The 21,714-nt window shown below is 67.2% G+C and carries 22 protein-coding genes; 7 read left to right on the forward strand and 15 right to left on the reverse strand.

Annotated elements, in window-relative coordinates:
- The first annotated feature begins 106 nt into the window (after positions 1 to 106).
- A complete protein-coding gene (locus EU800_RS09895; RefSeq protein ID WP_129631218.1) occupies positions 107 to 580 on the forward strand; it encodes a YbaK/EbsC family protein in 474 nt (157 codons plus the stop codon).
- Between the two features lie 135 nt (positions 581 to 715).
- Here the strand turns inward: EU800_RS09895 and EU800_RS09900 are convergent, their stop codons facing one another.
- Together EU800_RS09900 and edd are read right to left on the reverse strand one after the other, a co-directional pair.
- Complete coding sequence (locus EU800_RS09900) at positions 716 to 1,357, reverse strand: bifunctional 4-hydroxy-2-oxoglutarate aldolase/2-dehydro-3-deoxy-phosphogluconate aldolase (RefSeq protein WP_129631221.1); 642 nt, start codon at positions 1,355 to 1,357, stop codon at positions 716 to 718.
- Positions 1,358 to 1,459: 102 nt separating this feature from the next.
- Positions 1,460 to 3,265 (reverse strand): phosphogluconate dehydratase, encoded by a 1,806-nt coding sequence (gene edd / locus EU800_RS09905; RefSeq protein ID WP_129631224.1) that lies wholly within the window; start codon positions 3,263 to 3,265, stop codon positions 1,460 to 1,462.
- A 168-nt stretch (positions 3,266 to 3,433) separates the two neighbouring features.
- Between edd and EU800_RS09910 the strand changes: the two genes are divergently transcribed.
- Both EU800_RS09910 and EU800_RS09915 read left to right on the forward strand, forming a co-directional pair.
- On the forward strand, positions 3,434 to 4,639 hold the full coding sequence (locus tag EU800_RS09910) for an RSP_2647 family RNA methyltransferase (protein WP_129631227.1): 1,206 nt from the start codon (positions 3,434 to 3,436) through the stop codon (positions 4,637 to 4,639).
- On the forward strand, positions 4,639 to 5,181 hold the full coding sequence (locus EU800_RS09915) for an RSP_2648 family PIN domain-containing protein (RefSeq protein WP_129631230.1): 543 nt from the start codon (positions 4,639 to 4,641) through the stop codon (positions 5,179 to 5,181). Before EU800_RS09910 ends, EU800_RS09915 begins: the two co-directional genes overlap by 1 nt.
- 85 nt (positions 5,182 to 5,266) lie before the next feature.
- On the opposite strand, the gene EU800_RS09920 is transcribed toward EU800_RS09915, so the two are convergent.
- The 3 genes from EU800_RS09920 to EU800_RS09930 form a co-directional block, all read right to left on the reverse strand.
- Complete coding sequence (locus EU800_RS09920; RefSeq protein ID WP_129631233.1) at positions 5,267 to 5,563, reverse strand: hypothetical protein; 297 nt, start codon at positions 5,561 to 5,563, stop codon at positions 5,267 to 5,269.
- Between the two features lie 5 nt (positions 5,564 to 5,568).
- Positions 5,569 to 7,083 (reverse strand): alkaline phosphatase, encoded by a 1,515-nt coding sequence (locus EU800_RS09925; RefSeq protein WP_129631236.1) that lies wholly within the window; start codon positions 7,081 to 7,083, stop codon positions 5,569 to 5,571.
- 161 nt (positions 7,084 to 7,244) lie between these two features.
- Positions 7,245 to 7,940 (reverse strand): M48 family metallopeptidase, encoded by a 696-nt coding sequence (locus EU800_RS09930; protein WP_129631239.1) that lies wholly within the window; start codon positions 7,938 to 7,940, stop codon positions 7,245 to 7,247.
- A 124-nt stretch (positions 7,941 to 8,064) separates the two neighbouring features.
- On the opposite strand from EU800_RS09930, the gene EU800_RS09935 reads away from it, so the two are divergent.
- Positions 8,065 to 8,532, forward strand: coding sequence for a hypothetical protein (locus EU800_RS09935; protein ID WP_129631242.1), 468 nt, complete (start codon positions 8,065 to 8,067; stop codon positions 8,530 to 8,532).
- Positions 8,533 to 8,547: 15 nt separating this feature from the next.
- Here the strand turns inward: EU800_RS09935 and EU800_RS09940 are convergent, their stop codons facing one another.
- Positions 8,548 to 9,729 (reverse strand): VWA domain-containing protein, encoded by a 1,182-nt coding sequence (locus tag EU800_RS09940; RefSeq protein WP_129631245.1) that lies wholly within the window; start codon positions 9,727 to 9,729, stop codon positions 8,548 to 8,550.
- Positions 9,730 to 9,994: 265 nt separating this feature from the next.
- Positions 9,995 to 10,606: a transglutaminase-like cysteine peptidase gene (locus tag EU800_RS09945; RefSeq protein ID WP_129631248.1), complete on the reverse strand. Its 612-nt coding sequence runs from the start codon at positions 10,604 to 10,606 to the stop codon at positions 9,995 to 9,997.
- 503 nt (positions 10,607 to 11,109) lie between these two features.
- Here EU800_RS09945 and EU800_RS09950 point away from each other — a divergent pair.
- Complete coding sequence (locus EU800_RS09950; protein WP_129631250.1) at positions 11,110 to 11,859, forward strand: hypothetical protein; 750 nt, start codon at positions 11,110 to 11,112, stop codon at positions 11,857 to 11,859.
- A 36-nt stretch (positions 11,860 to 11,895) separates the two neighbouring features.
- Here the strand turns inward: EU800_RS09950 and EU800_RS26770 are convergent, their stop codons facing one another.
- The 4 genes from EU800_RS26770 to EU800_RS09960 form a co-directional block, all read right to left on the reverse strand.
- Positions 11,896 to 12,060: a hypothetical protein gene (locus EU800_RS26770; RefSeq protein ID WP_165354613.1), complete on the reverse strand. Its 165-nt coding sequence runs from the start codon at positions 12,058 to 12,060 to the stop codon at positions 11,896 to 11,898.
- A gap of 30 nt (positions 12,061 to 12,090) precedes the next feature.
- Entirely contained in the window at positions 12,091 to 13,404 is a 1,314-nt protein-coding gene (locus EU800_RS09955; protein ID WP_242500461.1) for a DUF2927 domain-containing protein, read from the reverse strand.
- A 56-nt stretch (positions 13,405 to 13,460) separates the two neighbouring features.
- The gene (locus tag EU800_RS26775) at positions 13,461 to 13,700 is read right to left on the reverse strand and encodes a hypothetical protein (protein WP_165354614.1); all 240 of its coding nucleotides are present in this window, start codon (positions 13,698 to 13,700) and stop codon (positions 13,461 to 13,463) included.
- Positions 13,701 to 13,827: 127 nt separating this feature from the next.
- Positions 13,828 to 15,270, reverse strand: a complete 1,443-nt coding sequence (locus EU800_RS09960) for a YdiU family protein (protein ID WP_129631256.1) — start codon at positions 15,268 to 15,270, stop codon at positions 13,828 to 13,830.
- Between the two features lie 195 nt (positions 15,271 to 15,465).
- Here EU800_RS09960 and EU800_RS09965 point away from each other — a divergent pair, with 195 nt between their 5' ends.
- Positions 15,466 to 15,981, forward strand: coding sequence for an HPP family protein (locus EU800_RS09965; protein ID WP_129631259.1), 516 nt, complete (start codon positions 15,466 to 15,468; stop codon positions 15,979 to 15,981).
- The gene (locus tag EU800_RS09970) at positions 15,974 to 17,344 is read left to right on the forward strand and encodes an SLC13 family permease (RefSeq protein WP_207209879.1); all 1,371 of its coding nucleotides are present in this window, start codon (positions 15,974 to 15,976) and stop codon (positions 17,342 to 17,344) included. Before EU800_RS09965 ends, EU800_RS09970 begins: the two co-directional genes overlap by 8 nt.
- A 330-nt stretch (positions 17,345 to 17,674) precedes the next feature.
- Here EU800_RS09970 and EU800_RS09975 read toward each other — a convergent pair whose 3' ends face one another.
- The 4 genes from EU800_RS09975 to EU800_RS09990 form a co-directional block, all read right to left on the reverse strand.
- Positions 17,675 to 18,790 carry a sodium ion-translocating decarboxylase subunit beta gene (locus EU800_RS09975; protein WP_207209880.1) on the reverse strand — a complete coding sequence of 372 codons (1,116 nt, stop codon included), beginning with the start codon at positions 18,788 to 18,790 and terminating at the stop codon, positions 17,675 to 17,677.
- A gap of 63 nt (positions 18,791 to 18,853) precedes the next feature.
- Positions 18,854 to 19,264 carry a biotin/lipoyl-containing protein gene (locus tag EU800_RS09980; RefSeq protein ID WP_129631264.1) on the reverse strand — a complete coding sequence of 137 codons (411 nt, stop codon included), beginning with the start codon at positions 19,262 to 19,264 and terminating at the stop codon, positions 18,854 to 18,856.
- Positions 19,261 to 19,665 carry an OadG family transporter subunit gene (locus tag EU800_RS09985; protein WP_129631266.1) on the reverse strand — a complete coding sequence of 135 codons (405 nt, stop codon included), beginning with the start codon at positions 19,663 to 19,665 and terminating at the stop codon, positions 19,261 to 19,263. Before EU800_RS09985 ends, EU800_RS09980 begins: the two co-directional genes overlap by 4 nt.
- Positions 19,666 to 19,682: 17 nt before the next feature.
- Positions 19,683 to 21,236 carry an acyl-CoA carboxylase subunit beta gene (locus EU800_RS09990; RefSeq protein ID WP_129631268.1) on the reverse strand — a complete coding sequence of 518 codons (1,554 nt, stop codon included), beginning with the start codon at positions 21,234 to 21,236 and terminating at the stop codon, positions 19,683 to 19,685.
- Positions 21,237 to 21,714: the final 478 nt, after the last annotated feature.

Here is a 21,714-nt window from a genome sequence, read left to right on the forward strand (position 1 = left end):
GAGGGTTGGCTGTCATGAGCGACATCGGACCGAACGGCCGGTCCGCCCGGCCTTGCCATTGCCTGCGCCACGCGAAACAACTTCCGGGACGATACAGGGGATCGACATGAGCAAGAGCCTCAAGCGGGTGAAGGCGGCGCTGGACGCCGCCGGCGTGGCGCATGATCTGCGCGAGATGCCGGAGAGCACGCGGACGGCGCAGGCGGCGGCCGACGCGGTGGGCTGCGCGCTGGACCAGATCGCGAAATCCATCGTCGTGGAGGGAGAGGAGAGCGGGCGGCTCACCCTCTTCGTCACTGCCGGCGGCAACCGCGTCTCCACCGAGCGGATCGCCGAGCTTCTCGGTGAGGCGACGCATCCGGCCTCCGGCACCCGCATTCGCGACGTGACCGGCTTCGCCATAGGCGGCGTGTCCCCGGTGGGACACAAGCAGGAGATCACGGCCTATTTCGATCCGCGGCTGGAAGATTTCGACATCGTCTGGGCTGCGGCCGGGACACAGCGCCATGTCTTCGGGATCGCGCCGGGCGAGCTCCGGCGGATCTGCCGGGGCCAGGTCAAGGATTTCGTCGAGCGCTGAGGCGCGTCGCCGCGCGGCATCCTCGCGGCGACCCGGCTTGCCGCCGGAGACCCGGTGTCAGGGAGCCGTCGCCGGGGCCTTCATCGTGCCGGGGGTCCACGGTCGCCCGCGTGATCCCGGCACTCGGCCTGTCGGTCAGCGTTCGAGCGCTGCGGCATCGCGCGCCAGCGCCGTGATCCCCTCCCAGTCGCCGGCTTTCACCTTGTCCGCCGGTGCGACCCAGCTTCCGCCGACGCAGAGCGTGTTGGAGAGCGCCAGATAGGACGCAACATTGGCCGGCGACACGCCGCCCGTGGGGCAGAAGCGGATCTGCGGCAAAGGTCCGGCGATGGCCTTGAGCGCGGGCGCGCCGCCGGACGCCTCGGCGGGGAAGAATTTCTGCACCGTGTAGCCGCGTTCGAGCAATATCATGGCCTCGGTCGCCGTCGCCGCGCCGGGCAGCAACGGCAGGTCGGCATCTGCGCAGGCGTCGAGCAGCCGGTCTGTGGCGCCGGGCGAGACGCCGAACTGTGCGCCGGCCTCCTTGGCGGCGATCACGTCGGCGGGGGTGAGGAGCGTCCCGGCGCCGACGACGCCGCCTGCGACCCGGCTCATCTCCCGGATCGCCTCGAGCGCGGCGGGCGTGCGCAGCGTGATCTCGAGGGCCGGAAGCCCACCGGCCACCAGCGCCTCCGCCAGCGCCTTCGCGCTGCCCGCATCCTCGATCACGAGAACCGGGATCACGGGCGCGAGCCGGCAGATTTCGGCGGATTTCACGGAGGTTTCCTGCGGGGTCATTGTCTCATCCTTTCGCTGTCCGGCCTGCATCGCGGCCGGAAATTCTCAGCGCCACAAAGCGGCGTGTCGGGGCAACGGTCAAGGCAGAGCGTTGCCGCAGGTTCAGAGCACCGAGCAGGCGCCCTCGGTGGAAGGGCCGACCGAGCCGCGGAACGCGGCAAAGAGCTCGCGACCGATGCCGAAATGCGACGGGCCCAGATCCGCGATCACCGGCGCCCGTTCGGCGACGCCCTCGGTCAGCACATCGAGCGTGCCGGCCACGGCGTCGACGCGCAGCAGGTCGCCGTCTTTCAGCTTCGCGATCATCCCGCCGGCAACCGCCTCGGGGCTGACATGGATCGCCGCAGGCACCTTCCCGGAGGCGCCCGACATCCGTCCGTCGGTCACCAGTGCGACCTTCAGCCCGCGCTCCTGCAACACCGAGAGGACCGGTGTCAGCCCGTGCAGTTCGGGCATCCCGTTTGCGCCCGGCCCCTGGAAGCGGACGACGACGATCGTGTCCTCGGTGAACTCACCGGCCTTGAAGGCGTCCTTGACCGAGGCCTGGTCGTGGAACACGCGGGCCTTTGCCTCGATCACATGCCGTTCGGGCGCCACCGCCGAGACCTTGATCACCGCCTGGCCGAGCGAGCCCTGGAGCTGGCGGAGCCCGCCGGTCGGCTGGAACGGATCCGAGGCCGGGCGGAGCACCTTCTCGTTGAGGCTTTCGCGCGCACCATCCTCCCAGACGACGTCGCCCCCCTTCAGCTTCGGCTCGCGCGTGTAGAGTTCGAGTCCGCCGCCCGCGACAGTGCGCGTGTCCGGATGCAGCAGCCCCGCTTCCAGGAGCTCGCCGATCATGTAGCCAAGGCCGCCTGCGGCATGGAAATGGTTCACGTCGGCCAGCCCGTTCGGATAGACCTTGGCCAGCAGCGGCACGACATCCGAAAGCTCGGCGAAATCCTCCAGCGCCAGCGCGATTCCGGCCGCCCGGGCCATCGCGGGAAGGTGCAGGACGAGGTTGGTCGACCCGCCCGTCGCCATCAGCCCGACCATGCCGTTGACGAAGGCGCGTTCGTCCAGAACCTCGCCCGCCGGGGTGTATTCGTTGCCCAGAGCGGTGATCTCCAGCGCACGCCGCACGCCCGCCGCCGTCAGCGCGTCGCGCAGCGGCGTGTTGGGGTTGACGAAGGACGCGCCGGGCAGGTGCAGCCCCATGAATTCCATCAGCATCTGGTTGGAATTGGCGGTGCCGTAGAAGGTGCAGGTGCCGGCGCCATGATAGGAGGCCATCTCCGCCTCCATCAGCCGCGCGCGGTCGACCTCGCCGGCGGCGAATTGCTGGCGCACCTTCGCCTTCTCGTCATTGGGAATGCCCGAAGGCATCGGGCCGGCAGGCAGGAAAACCGCCGGGAGATGCGAGAAACACGCCGCCGCCATGACGAGCCCCGGCACGATCTTGTCGCAGACGCCCAGATAAAGCGAGGTATCGAAGCAATTGTGGCTCAGCGCCACGCTGGCGGCCATCGCGATCACGTCGCGCGAGAAGAGCGAGAGTTCCATGCCCGCCTGGCCCTGCGTGACCCCGTCGCACATTGCCGGCACCCCGCCGGCCACCTGCGCCGTCGCACCGGCCTTCCGCGCCACGTCGCGGATCAATTCCGGGAAGCGCTCGAAGGGCTGATGCGCCGAGAGCATGTCGTTGTAGGCGGTGACGATGCCGATGTTGGGCGCGCGGCCCTCGGCGAGCGCCGCCTTGTCCTCGCCCATCGCCGCATAGGCATGGGCCTGGTTGCCGCAGGTCAGATGCGCGCGTGCTGGGCCCGCCTCCGCCGCCGCCCGCATCCGGTCGAGGTAGGCGCCCCGGGTCTTCCGGCTGCGCTCGACGATCCGGTCGGTAACCTTGGCAACGGTTGGGTTGAGGCTCATGGCGGGCTCCTTCCTGACTGCCGGGGAGCTAGCAGGTTAGCGCTAACAGGTCAATTCCACCCGGTTTCCGGAGCTTGCCACAAAAGAGGCGGGCTTGTCACATCCGTCGTTCGGGATGCGCGACGCTTCCCGCTTTCCCTCGCCCTCGCAAGCGGCTAACTCGGACGCATGAATGAGCTTGCTTCCGATCTTCCGATCGTCCGCCTCCGTCCCAAGGCCGATGCCCGCGCCCTGCGGCATGGCTTTCCCTGGGTCTATGCCGACGAACTGGTGACAGACCGCCGGACCAAGGCGCTCGCGCCCGGCACGATCGCCCGGCTCGAGGACGCCGAGCGCCGCCCGATGGGGGTGGTTGCCGTCACGCCGGCCTCACGCATTATCGCCCGGATGCTCGACCGTGACGCCGGGGCGGTGATCGACCGCGACTGGCTCGCGGCGCGCTTCGCCCGCGCGCTGGCGCTTCGGGAGCGGCTCTTCGATGCGCCGTTCTACCGTCTCGTACATGCCGAGGCGGACGGGCTCCCAGGCCTCGTGATCGACCGTTTCGGCGAGGCCGCCGTCCTCCAGCCCAACGCCGCCTGGGCTGATGCAATGACCGGCGAGATCGCCGCTGCGCTCGCCGACGTGACTAGATGCACGACCATCGTCAAGAACGGCACCGGTCGCGCCCGCGCGCTCGAAGGGCTGCCGGAGGAGACCACGCTGCTGGCAGGATCGCTCGACGGACCGGTCCCGGTGCCGATGAACGGTGCGACCTACATGGCCGATCTCATCGGCGGCCAGAAGACCGGCCTCTTCTACGACCAGCGGCCAAACCATGCCTTCGCCGCGCGGCTCGCATCCGGCGCCCGCGTGCTTGACGTCTTTTCCCATGTCGGCGGTTTCGGCCTCGCGGCGCTGGCCGCCGGGGCCGCCTCGGCCACCTGCGTGGACGGCTCGGCCGCGGCGCTGGAACTGGCCGAGGCCGGCGCCGTCGCCTCCGGCACCGCGGACAGGCTCACCACCCGAAAGGGCGACGCCTTCGCCGAGATGGAGTCGCTGGCCGGGGAGGGCGCGCTCTTCGACCTGGTGGTCTGCGATCCGCCCGCCTTCGCGCCCAACCGCCAGGCACTCGAGGCGGGGCTGCGCGCCTACGAACGCGTCGCCCGGCTTGCCGTGCCGCTGGTCGGCCCCGGCGGCTATCTCGTGCTCTGCTCCTGCTCGCATGCCGCCGACCTCGCGAAGTTCCGCAACGCCTCGGCCCGCGGCATCGGCCGCGCCGGACGGCGTGCGCAACTCCTGCACACCGGCTTCGCCGGCCCCGATCACCCGATGCTGCCTCAACTCGCCGAGAGCGGCTATCTAAAGGCGCTGGTCTTCCGGCTCGCCCCCTGATGCGCGCGCTGCTCGACGCCTGTGTGCTCTACCCGACGGTGATGCGCGAGATGCTGCTCGGGGCGGCGGGGCAGGGGCTCTATGAGCCGCTCTGGTCCGACCGCCTGCTCGAGGAATGGGCCCGCGCTGCCGCCCGCTTCGGCCCGCTGGACGAGGCGCAGGCGCGGGGCGAGATCGCGCTCCTGCGTGCCCGCTGGCCGAAGGCTTCCGTGACCCCGCGCGCGGGTGACCTCGCCCGTCTCTGGCTGCCCGACGAAGACGACATCCACGTGCTCGCTGCCGCCATCGCCGGCTCGGCCGACACGATCGTGACCCTCAATGCGCGCGATTTCCCGCGCCAGACGCTGGCCGAGGAAGGACTCGCCCGGATCGATCCGGACGCTTTGCTCTACGGGCTTTGGCTTAACCATCCCAACGCGCTGGAAGCGGTCGGCGCGAGGGTGCTCGCGGAGGCCGAACGGATGGACGACGCGCCGCATGACCGTCGCAGGCTCCTGAAAAAAGCCCGCCTGCCGCGGCTGGCGAAGGCGCTGGCGCGCTGACCCCGGCTTTCTAGTGCTCAAAAATGCCCTCGCCGCAGGCAAGATCCGCGCAGGCGGATGTTCCCGTCGCGGGTCGCGTCTGGGCCTATTCCCACGCGCAGAGGAAGGCGATGATTGCCTGTCGCTCCTGCGGGCTCGGAAAGGCTGAATATTCTTCTGCCATACGGCGCAGCAAGGCGGTCATCTCCGCGCGGTCGTGCGGAGCCTCGGTCATCACCTCCCAGCCGCCGCCGGGCAGGGGCTGATGGCATCGTTCGCAGTTCTTCTCGATGGCCGCACGGGCCGCGGCCTCGTCGGCCGGCGCAGGCGGCGCCGCCATCAGAAGTGCCGAGGCGACAAGCGTCGCCCCGGCCAGACGTTTCGGTGTTCCCGAGAACGCCATCGGGCTTACTTCGCCGGCTCCAGCGCCTTCTCGTAGAGCGTCTCGCCGGCAAGGTCTTTCAGCGCCACGGTCATGACGGCGGTGTCCGGGTCGATATCGACCTGGCCGAAGAACTGCAGCCCGTCCGACGGCGGCAGGTTGGCCTTGCCGCCCTCCGGCGCCTTCACGAATTCGAGCTGCGGCCCGAAAGTGTTGTCGAGATCGTTCGGCCCGAAAGTGCCGGCATTGAGCGGACCGGCGACGAACTCCCAGAACGGCTTGAACTCGGTAAACTGCGCCTTCTCCGGATCATAGTAATGCGCCGCGGCATAGTGGACGTCGGCGGTCAGGAAGACGACGTTCTCGATGTCGTTCGCCTTGACGAATTTCAGCACCTCGGCGAATTCAAGCTCGCGGCCGAGCGCCGGGCCGTCGCCATTGGCCATGTTCTCGAAGGCGGCATCGCCGTCGCGCACCACGAGGCCGATCGGCATGTCGGAGGCGATCACCTTCCAGGTCGCCGTGGAATCTCGCAGGCTCTGCTCCAGCCAATCGATCTGTTCGGCGCCGAGGAACACCGTCTCGGGGCCCTGTTCTGTCTGGTCGTTGGCCGTGTTCGGGCCGCGATAGGTGCGCATGTCGAGCATGATGAGGTCCATCAGCGGCCCGTATTCGAACTTGCGGAAGATCCGCTCGGCGCTCTGGTCGTAGCGGATCGGCATGTATTCCGCGAAAGCTTCCTTGGAGCGCGCCGACAGCATCGCGACCGACTTCTCGGCATAGCGGTCGTCGGCGTTCAGCGTCTCCTGCGGATACCAGTTGTTGAGCGTCTCGTGGTCGTCCCACTGGACATAGATCGGCACCCTGGCGTTGAAGGCGCGGATGTTTTCGTCCATCAGGTTGTATTTGTAGCGGCCGCGGAACTCGTCGAGCGTCTCGGCGACCTTTTCGACCTCGGGGATCACGACGTTGGTCCAGACCGTGCCGTCCGCCAGGTCGACCTCGGGTTTGATCGGGCCGTCGGCATAGATCGTGTCGCCGTTATGGATGAAGAACTGCGGCTCGGCCTTGGCCATCTCGGCATAGATTCTCATGCCGCCCCAGTCCTTGTTGATGCCCCAGCCCTGGCCGGCAGTGTCGCCCGACCAGACGAAGCGGATGGGCTGCGCATCGGTCGGCGCGGTGTGGAGCATGCCCTCGACCGGTTCGCTGACGGCGTTCAGGTCTTCGAGCGAAACGAACCTGACGCGATAGTGGATATCGCTGCCGGCGGGCAGGCCGGTGACATCGACCTTGGCGGTAAAGTCCTGCGGCTCGAGTGCGGCGGGGCCGGTGATTGTGCGGGCATCAGAGAAGTCGGGCTTGGTGGCAACCTCGACGATCATTCGGGCGGGCCGGTCGGCGCGCGACCAGATGATCGCCGAATCGGCGGTCACGTCGCCGGCCTGAACGCCATAGGGCAGGGTGGGCGCATCGGCGGCGAAGGCCGGCGCGGCAAGGGCGCTCGCCAGGGCGGTGCCAAGGAAGAGTTTCTGGATCATGTCTCGTCTCCGGGGATGTCGTCAGCGCACATCTGATCGGTGCGGCGCGAAGATTCCCCGGCCGGGCAACAGTCCGGTGTTGGTTCTGTGAACTTGTGGTGAAGGCTTTGTGACTGGCGGCGGCCGTGCCGCCCCGTCCATGCCAGAGCGCAGCAGGCGGGCTATGTCGCGTTCAGCCCCCATTTGGCTTCCCGCGCCTCGATCGCGGCGATCCGGTCGGCGCTGCCGGGATGGCTCATCAGCCAGGCCGGCGTGCCGTTTCCGAGCCCGCCGCCGGTCAGGTGCTCCAGCTTCCCAAACAGGCTCTTCTGCGCCGCCGTGCCGATCCCGGATTTCACCAGGAGCGCCGAGGCATAGGCGTCGGCCTCGAACTCGTCTTGCCGGCTGAGCCGGGCGGCGAGCAGCGAGGTCAGCATCATCGCGATCCAGGCGCCGAGGCCCGGCAGGAAACGGTTGAGAACGCCGGCCAGCGCCAGGCGCATCGCGTTCTGGCCGGAGAAATCGATCATCCGTCGCCGCGAATGGCCGAGCGCGACATGGCCCAGCTCATGCGCGATGACGCTGGCGATCTCCTCGCCCGAGACCTCACCGGAGCGGTAGCGGTCATAGAAGCCGCGGGTGATGAAGATCCGTCCGTCCGGCGCGGCGAGGCCGTTGATCGGCGCAACCTCGTAGATATGCACCCGGATCCGGTCGACCCCGAGCGCGGTCGCCATGCGGTCGGTCAGCCGCCGCAGACGTGCGTCGGCAAGCTCGGTGGAGCGCGCGTCGAGCTCGCGCGCCGTCTTCCAGGCCGAGAAGCGATACATCGCCAGCCCGTAGAGCAGCATCAGGAGGATCGGCGTGAGCTTCAGCATGGGAAGAATATGGGATCTGCGGGCAACGCCGGCAAGTCGGCTTCGTCGAACCTGTCGCCCGCCAAGCTCCCGCCGCATTTCTGTGGGAGTCTTTGCGTGACGGCGTTCACCGGGACGTGCCTGCATGCGGTTGATCATCGAACGATTTCACAGTTTCGCTTTGAGGCTTCTAGGCGGAGTCGGGCTGCTGATGGCGCTCGGCGTGCTCTCGACGATCCCGCGCGGATATGCGGCCGACCGTCCGGTCGGCCTCGTCATCGCCTTCGACGCGGTCTGCGTGCTCGCCAGCCTCGCCCTCCTGCTTGCACGTTTCACGCCCGGCTGGCTGCGTCGGCCGACCGACTCCGCGCATGCCCTGCACATCCTGATCGCTCTGGTCGGTGCGTTCTTCTTCGCCTTCGGGCCGATGGCGGGCATCTGGGTCGTCGGACAGGACCTGCCGGAGCCGCTGCCGGAGAGGTATCTGGCTATCGCGCTCCTGCCGTCCGCCGCACTGTCGCTGCTGCTCTGCCTCTCCGGGAGCGCGCTTGCCAAATGGCCGGCGCAGGACGGCCAGGCGCGGCAGAAGGGCGATCCGGTCGCCGGCGTCTGACCCGGCAAAGTCTGCTTAGGTTAGCAGCCGCATCCCGCGATCGATCCCCTCCAGTGTCATCGGCACCATCCGCCCCTCGAAGAGCTCCCGCACCATGCCGATCGTCGGCGTGTACTGCCAGTGCCGCTCAGGCACCGGGTTGATCCAGAGGCTGTCGGGCCATTGCGTGCGGGCGCGGGTGAGCCAGGTCTGGCCCGCCTCGTCGTTCCAGTGCTCGTTCGCCCCGCCCCGATGGAGCAGCTCGTAGGGGCTCATCGAGGCATCGCCGACGAAGATGCATTTATAGTCCGGCCCGTAGGTGTTGAGCACTTCCCATGTCGGTATCTGCGCGTCCCAGCGGCGGACATTGTCGCGCCAGACACCCTCGTAGAGGCAGTTGTGGAAGTAGCAGTATTCGAGATGCTTGAACTCGGCGCGGGCGGCCGAGAAGAGCTCCTCGACCACCTTGATGAACGGGTCCATCGATCCGCCGACATCGAGGAACATCACCACCTTGACGGCGTTGTGGCGCTCGGGGCGCATCTTGACGTCGAGATAGCCGTGATCGGCGGTCGCCCGGATCGTCCCGTCGAGATCGAGCTCGTCATGCGCGCCGCGCCGCGCCCATTGGCGCAGCCGTTTGAGCGCCACCTTGATATTGCGGGTTCCAAGCTCGACGCCGTCGTCGAAATTGCGGAACTCGCGCCGGTCCCAGACCTTCACGGCGCGCCGGTGGCGGCTCTCGTTCTGCCCGATGCGCACGCCTTCGGGATTGTAGCCGTTGGCGCCGAAGGGCGAGGTGCCGGCGGTGCCGATCCACTTGCTGCCGCCCTCGTGGCGTCCCTCCTGCTGGGCGAGTCGCTTGCGGAGGGTCTCCATCAGCGCATCGAAACCGCCGAGCGCCTCGATCTCGGCCATTTCCTCGGGGGTGAGGATCTTCTCCGCCTGTGCGCGCAGCCAGTCGGCGGGCAGGGCGAGCGCTTCGAGCACCGCCTCGGTCGGGAGGGTTTCCAGCCCCTCGAAACTTGCTGCAAAGGCGCGATCGAACCGGTCGAGATGGCGCTCGTCCTTCACCATCGCGGCCCGCGCGAGGTAGTAGAAGCCCTCGATGTCGTAGGTGACGAGTCCTGCCGACATGCCTTCGAGGAAGGCGAGATATTCGCGCAGGCTCACCGGAACGCCGCCGCTGCGAAGGTTTTCGAAGAAGGGCAGGAACATCGGGACTCCGTGTGGTGGTGCCCCAGCCTCCCGCGGTGTCCCGCCGAGGTCAACACCCGGGGCGCGACCGCGACGCGTCGGCCCTGCGGGAGGGCGCGGATTTCTGTATCGAGACAGGGCGACGGCACCGGGCAGGTGTCGCGGAAGTGACCTGCCTGACGGTCGGCAAATGGTAGAGCCTCCGCAGGGGGTGGTGTTCTCAAGTTTCGGAGTTGGACCGGGCCAACGTCGCGGGATGGCCATACCGGCCGGGGCGAAGCCTGTGCTATCCACGGACGTTCAGGCGCAGCCAGCGGTGCGGCGCGTCCGGATCCTGCATCCGCAGGAAGGTGTAGCCGGTCCGGTTCCAGGGGCGGATCGCGTCCCGGAGGTTGTCCAGCACGAAATCCCCGGTATCGGTCCGCACGACCAGGACGGCATGGGATTGGCCCGAGCGATCGAGAACCGTCGTCAGCAGCAGCCGGGACGGATCGTAGCCAAGAGCCACCAACTCGCGTTTCTTGAGAAGCGCGAGATCCTCGCAATCGCCGCCGCGGGCGGTGGGAAGCGTCCAGACATCCGGTTTCCGGTACTGGACCTCGTCCGCGATTTCATGTGTGGACCGGTTGATCCGGCGGCTCAGCGCGCCGAGATCGGCAAGCTCCGGGGCGCTCGTCCGGGTCGGGCCGGCGCAAGCCCAGCGATAGGTCGCGCACAGACCCACTGCGCCGCGCGGCGCGGCGACCGGTCCCTGGCTTGGCAGGAAGGACCCGGCCGTGGCCGCTCCGGCGGTGGCAAGCCATACCAGCGCAACACCGACCGCGATCGCACCCCGCACGCGCGGACGGCAGCGTTCGGCGCGCGGCTCTCCTGTCGCGAAACGGTCTCCCTGTCGCATCCGTCTTCTCCCGTCGTTCCGTATCGTCCTCTGGCCGTCTTGAAGCGGCTCGTTCAGTGCTTCTAACCGCTCTGGCCCTCTCGGCCCAAGCCGCCGGAACGGATTCGGCAGAAAACCGCCACGATCAGGCGCCATGTGCTGCGCGGTGCCCGTTTCGTCCGTCCGGGAAACGATACTTGCGATCTCGCCGAAACTATCCTGACAATTGGTTAAAATGGGGCCGGAATGGGTCAAAATGAGGGCTGTTTCTGTCTGGGTTCCTTGTTTTTTCCCAAAAAATGTCATAAAGTTATCTGGATGGGGCTAAGAGGCCCGTGCGCAATTTTCGGCGTCAGTCGAGGAATCGTCGGCCCGTATTTCCACGACGGTTTCGAGGCAAAGACGGCGTTCCACGTGCCTTCCAGCCGCGCCGGGTGACCAGTTCGGTCTCCCGACGTTGCGGGGCGCGAGGGCGCTTCAAGGGGCTGCCGGGAAGTCCGCGCATTCAGAACAGGAGAGCAAAAATGATTCTTAAGAGAGCAATTTATCCGCTCGCCGGCGCGCTGGTGGTTCTCTCCACCGGTGTTTCGAGCCCGGCACGCGCGCAGCAGGTGCCGGATGTTTGCACGGTCGGCATCGCGCGATCCGCGATTTCCACCGGCCAGGAAAATGCCCTGTGCGGCTGCACAGCGCTGACCCGCGGCATGGTGGAATATGTGCAGCGGCGTACGGACTTCGTCCGCCTGCTGGACGGCTACCAGGGCGCCTGCCCGGGGTTGGCGATGGCCCTTGCTGACGTGCCCACGGCCTCGATACGGGCGCGCGCGCCGGGGGGCTCCGGGGATCGTGGCGGCAGTAGCGGCAGGGAAGCCGGACCCGGCGGAGCCCCGACTGCGGCAGGCTTCTCGACCGGCGACACCGATGACGGTCCAGGTGGCGGATCCGATGATACGGGCGACGACAATGATACTGGCGGCGGAAGCAGTTTCGACGATGGTGGGGTTGCCGACGACACTCCCGGCGACGACGGCGGCACTGGCACGGACGTCCCCGGCGATGATGGTGGCGCTGGAGCGGACGAACCCGGCGACGATGATGGCACTGGCACGGACGATCCCGGCGATGACGGCAATGGTGCCGGCAACGAAACGAAGGGCAACAACGGCCACGGCAACGACGATGACGGGTTTGATTCGAGCAACCCGAGCCGCGGTAAAGGGAAGTCCTCGGATGGCAGCGATCAGGACGGCCGGTCTCCCGGGCGCCAGAAGTGACTCACCGGGCGCATCCTCGGATGCGCCCCTGTCCCGTCAAACCATCCGTTCGAGGAAGATCGTCACGAACAACCCTGCCAATGCGAGGGCTATGGCGTAGCCGCCGGCGTATTGCGCGATATCCGCAGGCTTCCCGCCGCGCTTCCGCGCCAGCATGCCGCCCCAGATCGCGCCTGCGATTGCTGCCAGAATGACAATCATCCCTGTCTCCCGCTCGTCCTTCCCCGCGGCTTACAAGCGGGGCGGAGCGGGGGCAAGGGCGGCGATCTCGGCGGCGCGTTCGCGCACCAGCCTGTCGGAACCGAACCCGTAGCGCGCCCAGCCGAGCGCCTCCTGGCGCAGACCGCGCGCCTCCGCCACCCGGCCGAGCAGATCAAGCGCCTCGGCGCGCATCATCAGCAAGGTCGAGAGCAGAGCGGCGTTTTCGGCGGCGCGCACGGCAGGAAGGCTTTCGTCGATCAGCTCGAGCGTTGCCTGCGCCTGCCCGGCGCTGAGCGTGAAGGCTGCGATCTGCATGGCGACATGGGCGGCCTGGATCTGGGCGTCGGGGAGAGAGCGGTAGATTTCGTAGGATTCGAGGAAGGCGGTCAACGCCTTCTCCGGCTGGTCGGCGAGCGTCAGCCGCCCGTAGGCGTAAAGCGAGAAGGCCATCCGCGTGTCGTGCCAGCCGGCCTCGCGAGCGAGATCGACGGCTCGGGCCGCCTGGGCGCGGCGATAGGCTGGCGCGCCGCGTGGTCCGAGCGCGTCCTCGATCGCCTCGCTCCAGATATGTGGTGTCGGCGGGCTCGGCGGCGGACCTTTGCGCGCGCCAGCCGGGTTGAGGCGGTCGAGGATCGACGGCAATATGGCCGCCACCTGCGGTTGGCCCATGCCGTTGGCGAGTGCCGGATCATATGTCACGCGCAGCATCAGCATGTCGAACCCGGTCAGCACGGTGTGGAAATTGTCGTCGTTGAAGACCGAATCCGGCAGGCGGTAGAGGTCGTTCAGCGGCCCGAGCGCCTGTGCGATCTCCTCGTGCAGGCAGTCGCGGGCCTCTTGCGGGCTGACATCGCCCGGAAGGAAGACCGACGCGACCTCGCGGCTCTCGAGCGTGGTCCAGTCAACTGTGTCGGTGCGGCGGGCGGCGCGGAATTCGTCCCAGCCGCGCACCCTCGGGACAACGAAACAGGCGGCCTGGGGCACGGCGCGTTGCAAGGTGCGGCGCGGCAGCACCTCGACCACGATCTTCGCGGTCTCGCCTGGTCTTGCGGCGCGGACCGGCACATTTGCCTCACGCTGGAGCCGGCCGATGAGCCGGTCGAGATCGCGGCGCACGCTCGGTGCGGCGGCGCCGCGCAGTTCGATCGGGATCTCGCCCTCGAAACGAGTGAAGCGGGGGACCTCGCGGCCGCTCTCAAGTTCGAAAGTGAGGGCAAGGAAGTCGCCGGCGAGCTGGCGGTTGGTCCGGACGCTCGGGGTGGCGCGGACGGCGCGGAAGTTCTGCATCGGCGGCAGCGGCTCGGCGAAACTCGCCCGCCGCTCGGCAACATCGGCCGAAGGCATCGGCGCACAGGCCGCGAGCACCAACGCCAGCGCGGTCAGGCCTACCGCACGCAGCCTCACGAGAGCACCCGCCGGAACGCGACAAAAGTCGTGAGCGCGGTGATCCGGTCGCGGAGCCGGCGGGACTCGACGCGGTAATGCCGGGGCGTCCATTGGACCGCGGCGCAGGCGTCTTCATGGACCGTCTCGGCGACGGAACTCTCGTAGAAGTCGAGATAGCCGGTCGATAGCCGGCGCCACTCCGCTTCGTCCCCTGCCTCGACGGGACGAACCGTAACCATTGCTCTTTCGGACATTGTTGTTTCCGTCCTTTTCTGCGCGCGAGGCTAGCGCGGGAGCAAATCGGGTGGAAACGGTTTGGACCGACCTTCTGGTAACAATCAGCGGAGCGTTGCACGGCTGCCGCTGTAGCAGGGCGCAGGATCAGGTGCCGCAGAAGGTTTGCAGAACCCGCTCTTCTGTGCGTGGCGGGCGCGCAAGATTGGCCATGTCGGGCGCGAGATCGTCGAACGGGCGGGCGAGGGCAGTGATGAGGCGGCTCGCCGGCGCGAGATCGCCCTCGATGGCCGCCTCGATCGCCTGTTCGACGCGATGATTGCGCGGGATCACCGCCGGGTTCGCTGATGCGAGCCGCTCCGGAAGCGCTTCGAGGCCGGGCTCGCGGGCAAGGCGGGCGCGCCAGCGCGCCTCCCATTGATCGAATGCCTCCGGTTCCAGGAACTGATCCCGGGATGCGCCATCTTTGAGCGCCCGGAAGCTGTTGGTGAAATCGGCCTCCTGCGCGGCCATGCGTTCCAAGAGGTCGGCGACGAGAGCAACATCATCGTCCTCGCGCGTCGTCAGCCCGATCTTACGGGTGAAGACATCGGCCCAGGCGGCGCGGACCAGGTCGGGGTAGCGCTGCATCGCCGCCTGCGCCGTCTCCAGCGCCTCCTCTTCTGTCTCGGCGACCAACGGCAGCAGGGCGGTGGCGAGCTGCGCGAGGTTCCAGGCAAGGATTTCGGGCTGGCGCATATAGGCATAGCGTCCGCCATGGTCGATCGAGGAGTAGACCGTGCCGGGGTGAAACGCATCCATGAAGGCGCAAGGGCCGAAATCGATGGTCTCGCCGGAGATCGCGGTGTTGTCGGTGTTCATCACGCCGTGGATGAAGCCCACGCCCATCCAGGCGGCGACGAGCCGTGCCTGGCTGGCGATGACCGCCTCGAGCAGGCCGATGGCGCCGTCCGCCTCGGGGAAATGGCGCGCGATGACGTGGTCACGAAGAGCTTCGAGAGCCGCGACATCGCCTCGGGCGGCGAAGAACTGGAAAGTTCCGACACGGATATGGCTCGCGGCAACGCGGGTCAGCACGCCGCCGGGCAGCAGCGCTTCGCGGCGGACATGCTCGCCCGTGGCCACCGCGGCCAGCGACCGGGTGGTCGGGATGGCGAGCGCGTGCATTGCCTCGGAGACGATGAACTCGCGGATGACCGCTCCGAGCGGCGCGCGTCCGTCCGAGCCGGGACGGGAGAAACCGGTCAGGCCCGAGCCCTTGAGCTGGATGTCGCGGCGACGGCCGCTCCGGTCGATCACCTCCCCCAGGAGCAGGGCGCGGCCGTCGCCCAGCACGGGCGAGAAGCCGCCGAACTGGTGCCCGGCATAGGCCTGTGCCAGCGGTTCGGCACCCTCCGGGAGCGCGTTGCCGGCGAGGATGGCGGTCCCTTCGGGGCTCCGGAGCGCGTCGGCATCGAGCCCCAGTTCCTCCGCGAGCGTGAGGTTCAGCAGCAGGAGCTCGGGCGCGCGCACAGGCACCGGACCCTGGCGGATGTAGAACCGCTCCGGCAGGCGGGCATAGGAATTGTCGAAGGGAAATGTGACTGTCATCGCGGCGCTCCTGTCCCACGAAGATAGGCACTGTGGCCGCGGCTTGCCAGCGTCACCGCGACGACAAGGGTCGTTGCGGCGGCAAAGCGAATGCGGCTATGCACGCTCGAAGGTGGTGTCGCCGGGCAGAACGTGGAATCAAGCGTTGCAACAGCGGCCGTCGGCGGTTCCCCTGTGCAATAGTCGAGGTCCGACATGGGATTGACTTGTTTTGACGTGATGGTCTCGCCCGAGGTCCAGAACACGATCCACCCGGAAGAAAGCGTCGCCAAGGCCTTCAACATCATAAAGCGCAGCCATGCCCGCTTCCTGCCGGTGGTCGATCACCAGGGCAGGTATCTCGGCGTGTTCACCGCGCCGACGCTTCTCAAGCTGATCCTGCCCAAGGCGGCGTTGATCGGGCTCTCGAACACGCGGGTGCCGCTCTCGAGCCTTGGATTCATGAGCCTTTCGGAGGAGGATTTCCACCAGAGGCTCATGCAGCTCCGGAACGAGAAGGTCGGCGACAACCTCTCCGATCCGAAGAACATCCCCGTGACCTCGCCGGATACGCCGGTGATGGAGGGGATCTTCCTGATCCATCAATACAAGCGGCACGTGATCCTGGTCGATCCGGCGACAGATCGCTTCGTCGGGACGGTGAGCGCAAACTCGCTGCTCGATCACGTTCTGCCCGACCCGGACTTGGCGGAGGACGACCAAGGTGAATGAGACAGCCACGATGAACGACGCCTCGCACGCGGCCGGCCTGTCTGTCCCGGACCTCCTCGGAATCGACCCGCTCTGGGTTGCTACAGGCATCCTGGTTCTCGTCTATGCCGCACTGATCACCGAGAAGGTGAACCGCGCCGTTCTTGCCATGCTCGGCGCGGCGCTGATGGTCCTCTTCGGGATCATCAATCAGGATCAGGCGGTGGAGGGCGTCGATGCCAACACGCTGGCGCTGCTGATCGGGATGATGGTGATCGTCGCCATCACCAGCCGGTCGGGACTCTTCCAGTACGTGGCGATCAAGGCGGCCAAGGCGGTAAAGGCGGAGCCGGTCGGTATCCTGATCATGCTCACACTGGTCACTGCGGTGTTCTCGGCGCTTCTCGACAACGTGACGACTGTTCTGCTTATCGCTCCGATCACATTGCTCATCACCGAGGCGCTGGAAACCCGAGTTTTCCCATTCTTCCTCGCCGAGATCCTCGCCTCCAATGTCGGCGGCACGGCGACGTTGATCGGTGACCCGCCCAACATCATCATCGGTTCGGCCGCCGGGCTGAGCTTCAACGATTTCGCTGTGAACCTCGCCCCAGTGGCGGCGGTCTGCCTCGTGGTGGTGACGACGATCATCTATCTGCTGAACCGTAGGGAGCTCCGGAAGATCCCGAAATCCGCGAGCGAGCGGATCATGCGTTTCGACGCCGGCGGCGCAATCCAGGACCGGCGGCTTCTGGTGAAATCGCTCGTCGTGCTCGCGCTGGTGCTGACCGGCTTCACGCTCGGCCACGGCTTCGGCATCCAGCCGGGAACCTCGGCACTCGCCGGGGCGGCGTTGCTGATGCTGCTGGCCTATGGCCACCAGAAACCCGACACCCAGTCGGACACGCTGCATCACGTCTTCGGCGAAGTCGAATGGGTGACGATCTTCTTCTTCGGCGGGCTCTTCGTCGTCGTCGCCGGGGTGGAGCATGTCGGGCTCCTGGAAATGTTCGCGCAGGGCGTGCTCGAGCTGACCCAAGGCGACCTGATGTGGACCGCCTTCCTGATCTTCTGGGCCTCCGGCATCCTCTCGGCGATCCTCGACAACATCCCCTTCGTGGCGACGATGATCCCGCTGATAGAGTCCACCGCCCATACGTTCGGCGCCGACCAGATCGAGCCGCTCTGGTGGTCTCTGGCGCTCGGCGCCTGTCTCGGCGGCAACGGCACGCTGCTTGGCGCATCGGCCAACCTGACGGTGGCCGCCTTTGCCGAGAAGGCGCACCAGCCGATCGGCTTCGTCGCCTTCCTCAAATACTCCTTCCCGATCATGTTGCTGACGCTGGTGATCGCGAACGTGTATATCTGGCTGCGGTATTTCTGAGCGGCGGCCGCCTGGGGTGGTTCGCCGAGAGCAGAGACTTCGAAACGTAGCGCTGACCCGCCCCGAACAAGCCAAAGGCGCCGGGCGAGCGCCGGGCCGACCCGGCGGGCCGGCGCCAAGGCATCCGCGCGCACCACGCCAATCTTCTCCGGTCCTGGCTGGCATCAAGCGCAAGGGTCGAACGTTGCAGCGCCGCCCCACGGTCCGGCGCTCGGCCGGCTCTCTTCCCGCGTTCGGCACGGCTCTAAGGGCTTGTGCTCTTGCCCCGACAAACGAAAACCCCCGCCCGGTTTCCCGGGCGGGGGAGTGGTCATCCGATTGAGACCGGGCTCAGCCGTAGGCGGCGATGAAGTAGCCCGCGACAACCGCGGTGCCGATCACGCCGGCCACGTTCGGGCCCATCGCGTGCATCAGCAGGAAGTTGCCCGGATCGGCGCGCTGGCCTTCGACCTGGCTGACGCGTGCGGCCATCGGAACGGCCGAGACGCCGGCAGAGCCGATCAGCGGGTTGATCTTGTTCTTCGAGACCAGGTTCATCGCCTTGGCCATCAGGACGCCGCAGGCAGTAGCGATGCCGAAAGCAACGACGCCGAGCCCGAGGATCTTGAGCGTGTCAAAGTCGAGGAACCGCTCACCCGTCATGGTGATGCCGACCGAGGTGCCGAGGAAGATCGTCACCACGTTGATCAGCTCGTTCTGTGCGGCCTTCACGAGGCGTTCGGTCACCAGGCTCTCACGCAGGAAGTTGCCGAGCATCAGCATGCCGATCAGCGCCGAGGCGGCCGGAACCAGCAGGATGACGACGATTGTGACCATGCCGGCGAAGATGAGCTTCTCGAGGCGAGACACCTGACGCAGGGACTTCATGCGGATCTTCCGCTCGGCCTCCGTGGTCAGCGCGCGCATCACCGGCGGCTGCAGCATCGGCACAAGGGCCATGTAGCTGTAGGCGGCCACGGCGATCGGCGCGAGCAGATGCGGCGCGAGCTTGTTGGCGAGGAAGATCGAGGTCGGACCGTCGGCGCCGCCGATGATGCCGATTGCGCCTGCCTCCTGCGCGCTGAAGCCGATGGCGGTCGCGCCGAGGAAGGTCGCGAAGACCCCGAACTGGGCGGCTGCCCCCAGGAGCAGTGTGCGCGGGTTGGCGATCAGCGGGCCGAAATCGGTCAGAGCTCCGACGCCGAGGAAGATCAGCGGCGGGAAGATCTCGTATTCGACCCCGAGCGAGATGTAGTAGTACAGCCCGCCTGGATGCGTCTGCTCGCCGTTCTCGAAGACCGGCAGGTTGATCATGCCCTCGGTGGGCAGGTTTGCCAGCAGAGCACCGAACGCGATCGGGATGAGCAGAAGCGGCTCGTATTTCTTCCAGACGGCGAGGTAGAAGAGCAGGGCAATGACCGCCCACATGATCACCATCTTGAGGGTGACATCCGGGATGGCGGTCAAATTCCAGAGTTCTACGAGTCTGGATGTTTCTGTTGCAGCGGATTCCATCGGAGGAATGCCTCCTTAGGAGAGGGTGACGAGGACCTGACCCTCGGTCACGGTTGCGCCGGCAGCGACGGTCACGGCGGTGACGGTGCCATCCTGCGGCGCGCCGATATTGGTGTTCATCTTCATCGCCTCGAGCACCAGCAGCGTGTCACCGGCCGAGACCTTCTGGCCGACCGACACCTCGACGCTGACCACGGTGCCCGCGAGCGGGCTGGCAACAGAGCCATCGCCCGCGGCCGCAGGAGCCGCAGCCGGGGCTGCCGGGGCGGGCGCTGCGGCGGGTGCCGGGGCGGCAGGCGCTGCCGCTACAGGCGCTGCGGCTGCGGCTGCGGGAGCCGGGGCCGCCGGCGCACCGGCCTTGGCGTCGAGATCTTCCACGGTCACGTCGTAGGCGATGCCCTGAACGGTAATCCTCAGGCGTTTCATTGGTTCTGTCCTCTCAGGATATTGGGGGTTTCACCACCGAGGGTCGGTCGGGTGGGGCCCCAGTCTTTACGGATGCGGCGGCCGGCGAACGTGTCCTTGCGGCCCTCCAGGGGCCACTCGGTCACCTTGTGGGATGGCGCGGCGACGCGGGTAACCACGTAGCCGGGGCCATAGATCTCGGCCGCCGCGGCCGCGATTGCGGCGAGGTGATGCGGCGGCACTCCGGCGCGCGAGGCGACGGCGGCGCGCGCCGGCGCAGCCTTCACTCCGGCAGGCTGATCGGGCGCTTTTTTAGCGCGGGTGAAGAAGGCCGCGACGACGGAGCAGGAGCCCCAGATCAACGCGAGAACCGACATCACCACCGCAAAACCCGTGCCGATCAGTTCCAGATTCTCAAGCATGTGCGAAATCCTTCACCTCAGAGCGGGATGTTGCCGTGTTTCTTCGGCGGCCGCGTCTCGCGCTTCGACATCAGTCCGCGCAGGCTCAGCGCGATGGCCGAGCGCGTCTCGCGCGGGTGGATGATGTCGTGCACCATGAGCTCGCCCGCCGAGAGATAGGGCGTGGCGAATTCGGCGCGGTATTCCGCAGCGAGTTCCTTGGCCTTGGCGGCCTTGTCCTCGGATTCGGCAAGCTCCTTGCGGTAGAGGATGTTGACCGCACCGTCGGCGCCCATCACCGCGATCTCCGCCGTCGGCCAGGCGATCACCCGGTCGGCGCCCATGTCTTCCGAGCACATGGCGAGGAAGGCGCCGCCATAGGCCTTGCGCATGATGACGGTGATCTTCGGAACGGTGGCGGAGGCATAGGCAAAGAGCATCTTGGCGCCGTGGCGGATGATGCCGCGCCGCTCCTCGTTGACGCCGGGCAGGAAGCCCGGAACGTCGACCAGCGTGACCAGCGGGATGTTGTAGACGTTGCAGAAGCGGACGAAGCGCGCCGCCTTGTCGGAAGCGTCGATATCCAGCGTGCCCGCCTTGACGATCGGCTGGTTGGCGACGAAGCCCACGACGATGCCGCCGATCCGGCCGAAGCCGATGACGATATTCTGCGCGAAGAGCTCCATGACCTCCATGAAGTCGCCATCATCGGCGAGGCGCTTGATGACCTCGCGGACATCGAAGGGCGTCTTGGGATCCGCGGGCACCAGCTCGTCGAGCGCCGGGTCGTCGACGATCGACAGGTCCGCCTCGATCCGGTGCGGCGGGTCCATCATGTTGTTGGAGGGCAGGAAGGAAAGCAGCCGGTGCACGATGGCGATGGCGTGTGCGTCGTCCTCGGCGATGAAGTGGATGTTGCCGGACACCGAGGCATGCGCCTGGGCGGAGCCGATCTCCTCCATCGTCGTCACCTGGCCGGTGACCGCGCGGATCACTTCGGGGCCGCAGATGAACATCTGCGCGTTCTCGCGGGTCATGATGAGAAAGTCGGTCAGTGCCGGCGAATAGGCCGCGCCACCGGCACAGGGGCCCGCGATGACCGAGATCTGCGGCACGACGCCGGAGAGCTGCACGTTGCGATAGAAGACCTGGCCGTAGCCCGAGAGCGAGCCCACGCCTTCCTGGATGCGCGCGCCGCCCGAATCGTTGAAGCCGATGATCGGGATGCCGGCCTTTACCGCGTGGTCGAGCGCGTGGCAGATTTTCTTCGAGTGGATCTCGCCGAGTGAGCCGCCGACCACGGTGAAGTCCTGGCTGAAGGAGGCGACGGGACGGCCGTCGACGAAACCGCAGCCGGTGATCACGCCGTCGGTGGGGATATCCTTGTCCGCCATGCCGAAATGGCGGGTCCGGTGCTTGGCGTGCAGGCCGAATTCCTGGAAGGTGCCCTTGGAATAGAGCGCCTCGAGCCGCTCCCGCGCGGTGAGCCGCCCCTTGGCGTGCCGGTCATCCGCCTTCTTCTGGCCTCCGCCGGCGAGCGCGTGCGCGCGCCGCCTGTCCAGTTCGTCCGAGAGTTTCTTGTCTATTGTCATGCTAGAACTGGTCTCCTGTGGCCGCACCCCGTGCCGGGGATCGGGTTATTGACGAAAGGGCGGGATGGCCCGCCAACGCCCCGCGCCGCCGGACCGGCACGGAACTCCACGTTCTTGTCGAAAGGTGGATCGAACTGGCCGCGCCCTGGACGTGACAGAAGGGCAGATGGCCGGCGGATCCCCGGTTGTTGCCGCGCACCGAATGGGCCGGTTGCCGAACCTCGAAACGCACCGTGGCGGTGCATCGAAACGGATGGAGCCTTGCGGCGACACTCTGGCTTTCGTGGATCAAAGCGTACCTTACTTTCCATTCCGTCGCGACACCCATGCAGAGGCGGGTGCCTGGTTCACTCGGTTTGCGCTCCGGATCGCGCGCGAAAACACCACATGAAGGTTATTCGCACAACCCGGACACAACGCCGCTGTCGCGGCAACCGAGATGGGTGCGGGAGCGCTCGGGTGGCTGATCGGGCATGAT

It is taken from the genome of Tropicimonas sp. IMCC6043, assembly GCF_004146235.1.
Classification (GTDB): domain Bacteria; phylum Pseudomonadota; class Alphaproteobacteria; order Rhodobacterales; family Rhodobacteraceae; genus Tropicimonas.

Bases quoted from the DNA above. Each gene is read 5' to 3' on its own strand.
- EU800_RS09895 (WP_129631218.1), top strand. From the start codon at position 107: ATGAGCAAGAGCCTCAAGCGGGTGAAGGCGGCGCTGGACGCCGCCGGC.
- EU800_RS09900 (WP_129631221.1), bottom strand. From the start codon at position 1,357: ATGACCCCGCAGGAAACCTCCGTGAAATCCGCCGAAATCTGCCGGCTC.
- edd (WP_129631224.1), bottom strand. From the start codon at position 3,265: ATGAGCCTCAACCCAACCGTTGCCAAGGTTACCGACCGGATCGTCGAG.
- EU800_RS09910 (WP_129631227.1), top strand. From the start codon at position 3,434: ATGAATGAGCTTGCTTCCGATCTTCCGATCGTCCGCCTCCGTCCCAAG.
- EU800_RS09915 (WP_129631230.1), top strand. From the start codon at position 4,639: ATGCGCGCGCTGCTCGACGCCTGTGTGCTCTACCCGACGGTGATGCGC.
- EU800_RS09920 (WP_129631233.1), bottom strand. From the start codon at position 5,563: ATGGCGTTCTCGGGAACACCGAAACGTCTGGCCGGGGCGACGCTTGTC.
- EU800_RS09925 (WP_129631236.1), bottom strand. From the start codon at position 7,083: ATGATCCAGAAACTCTTCCTTGGCACCGCCCTGGCGAGCGCCCTTGCC.
- EU800_RS09930 (WP_129631239.1), bottom strand. From the start codon at position 7,940: ATGCTGAAGCTCACGCCGATCCTCCTGATGCTGCTCTACGGGCTGGCG.
- EU800_RS09935 (WP_129631242.1), top strand. From the start codon at position 8,065: ATGCGGTTGATCATCGAACGATTTCACAGTTTCGCTTTGAGGCTTCTA.
- EU800_RS09940 (WP_129631245.1), bottom strand. From the start codon at position 9,729: ATGTTCCTGCCCTTCTTCGAAAACCTTCGCAGCGGCGGCGTTCCGGTG.
- EU800_RS09945 (WP_129631248.1), bottom strand. From the start codon at position 10,606: ATGCGACAGGGAGACCGTTTCGCGACAGGAGAGCCGCGCGCCGAACGC.
- EU800_RS09950 (WP_129631250.1), top strand. From the start codon at position 11,110: ATGATTCTTAAGAGAGCAATTTATCCGCTCGCCGGCGCGCTGGTGGTT.
- EU800_RS26770 (WP_165354613.1), bottom strand. From the start codon at position 12,060: ATGATTGTCATTCTGGCAGCAATCGCAGGCGCGATCTGGGGCGGCATG.
- EU800_RS09955 (WP_242500461.1), bottom strand. From the start codon at position 13,404: ATGCCTTCGGCCGATGTTGCCGAGCGGCGGGCGAGTTTCGCCGAGCCG.
- EU800_RS26775 (WP_165354614.1), bottom strand. From the start codon at position 13,700: ATGTCCGAAAGAGCAATGGTTACGGTTCGTCCCGTCGAGGCAGGGGAC.
- EU800_RS09960 (WP_129631256.1), bottom strand. From the start codon at position 15,270: ATGACAGTCACATTTCCCTTCGACAATTCCTATGCCCGCCTGCCGGAG.
- EU800_RS09965 (WP_129631259.1), top strand. From the start codon at position 15,466: ATGGGATTGACTTGTTTTGACGTGATGGTCTCGCCCGAGGTCCAGAAC.
- EU800_RS09980 (WP_129631264.1), bottom strand. From the start codon at position 19,264: ATGAAACGCCTGAGGATTACCGTTCAGGGCATCGCCTACGACGTGACC.
- EU800_RS09985 (WP_129631266.1), bottom strand. From the start codon at position 19,665: ATGCTTGAGAATCTGGAACTGATCGGCACGGGTTTTGCGGTGGTGATG.
- EU800_RS09990 (WP_129631268.1), bottom strand. From the start codon at position 21,236: ATGACAATAGACAAGAAACTCTCGGACGAACTGGACAGGCGGCGCGCG.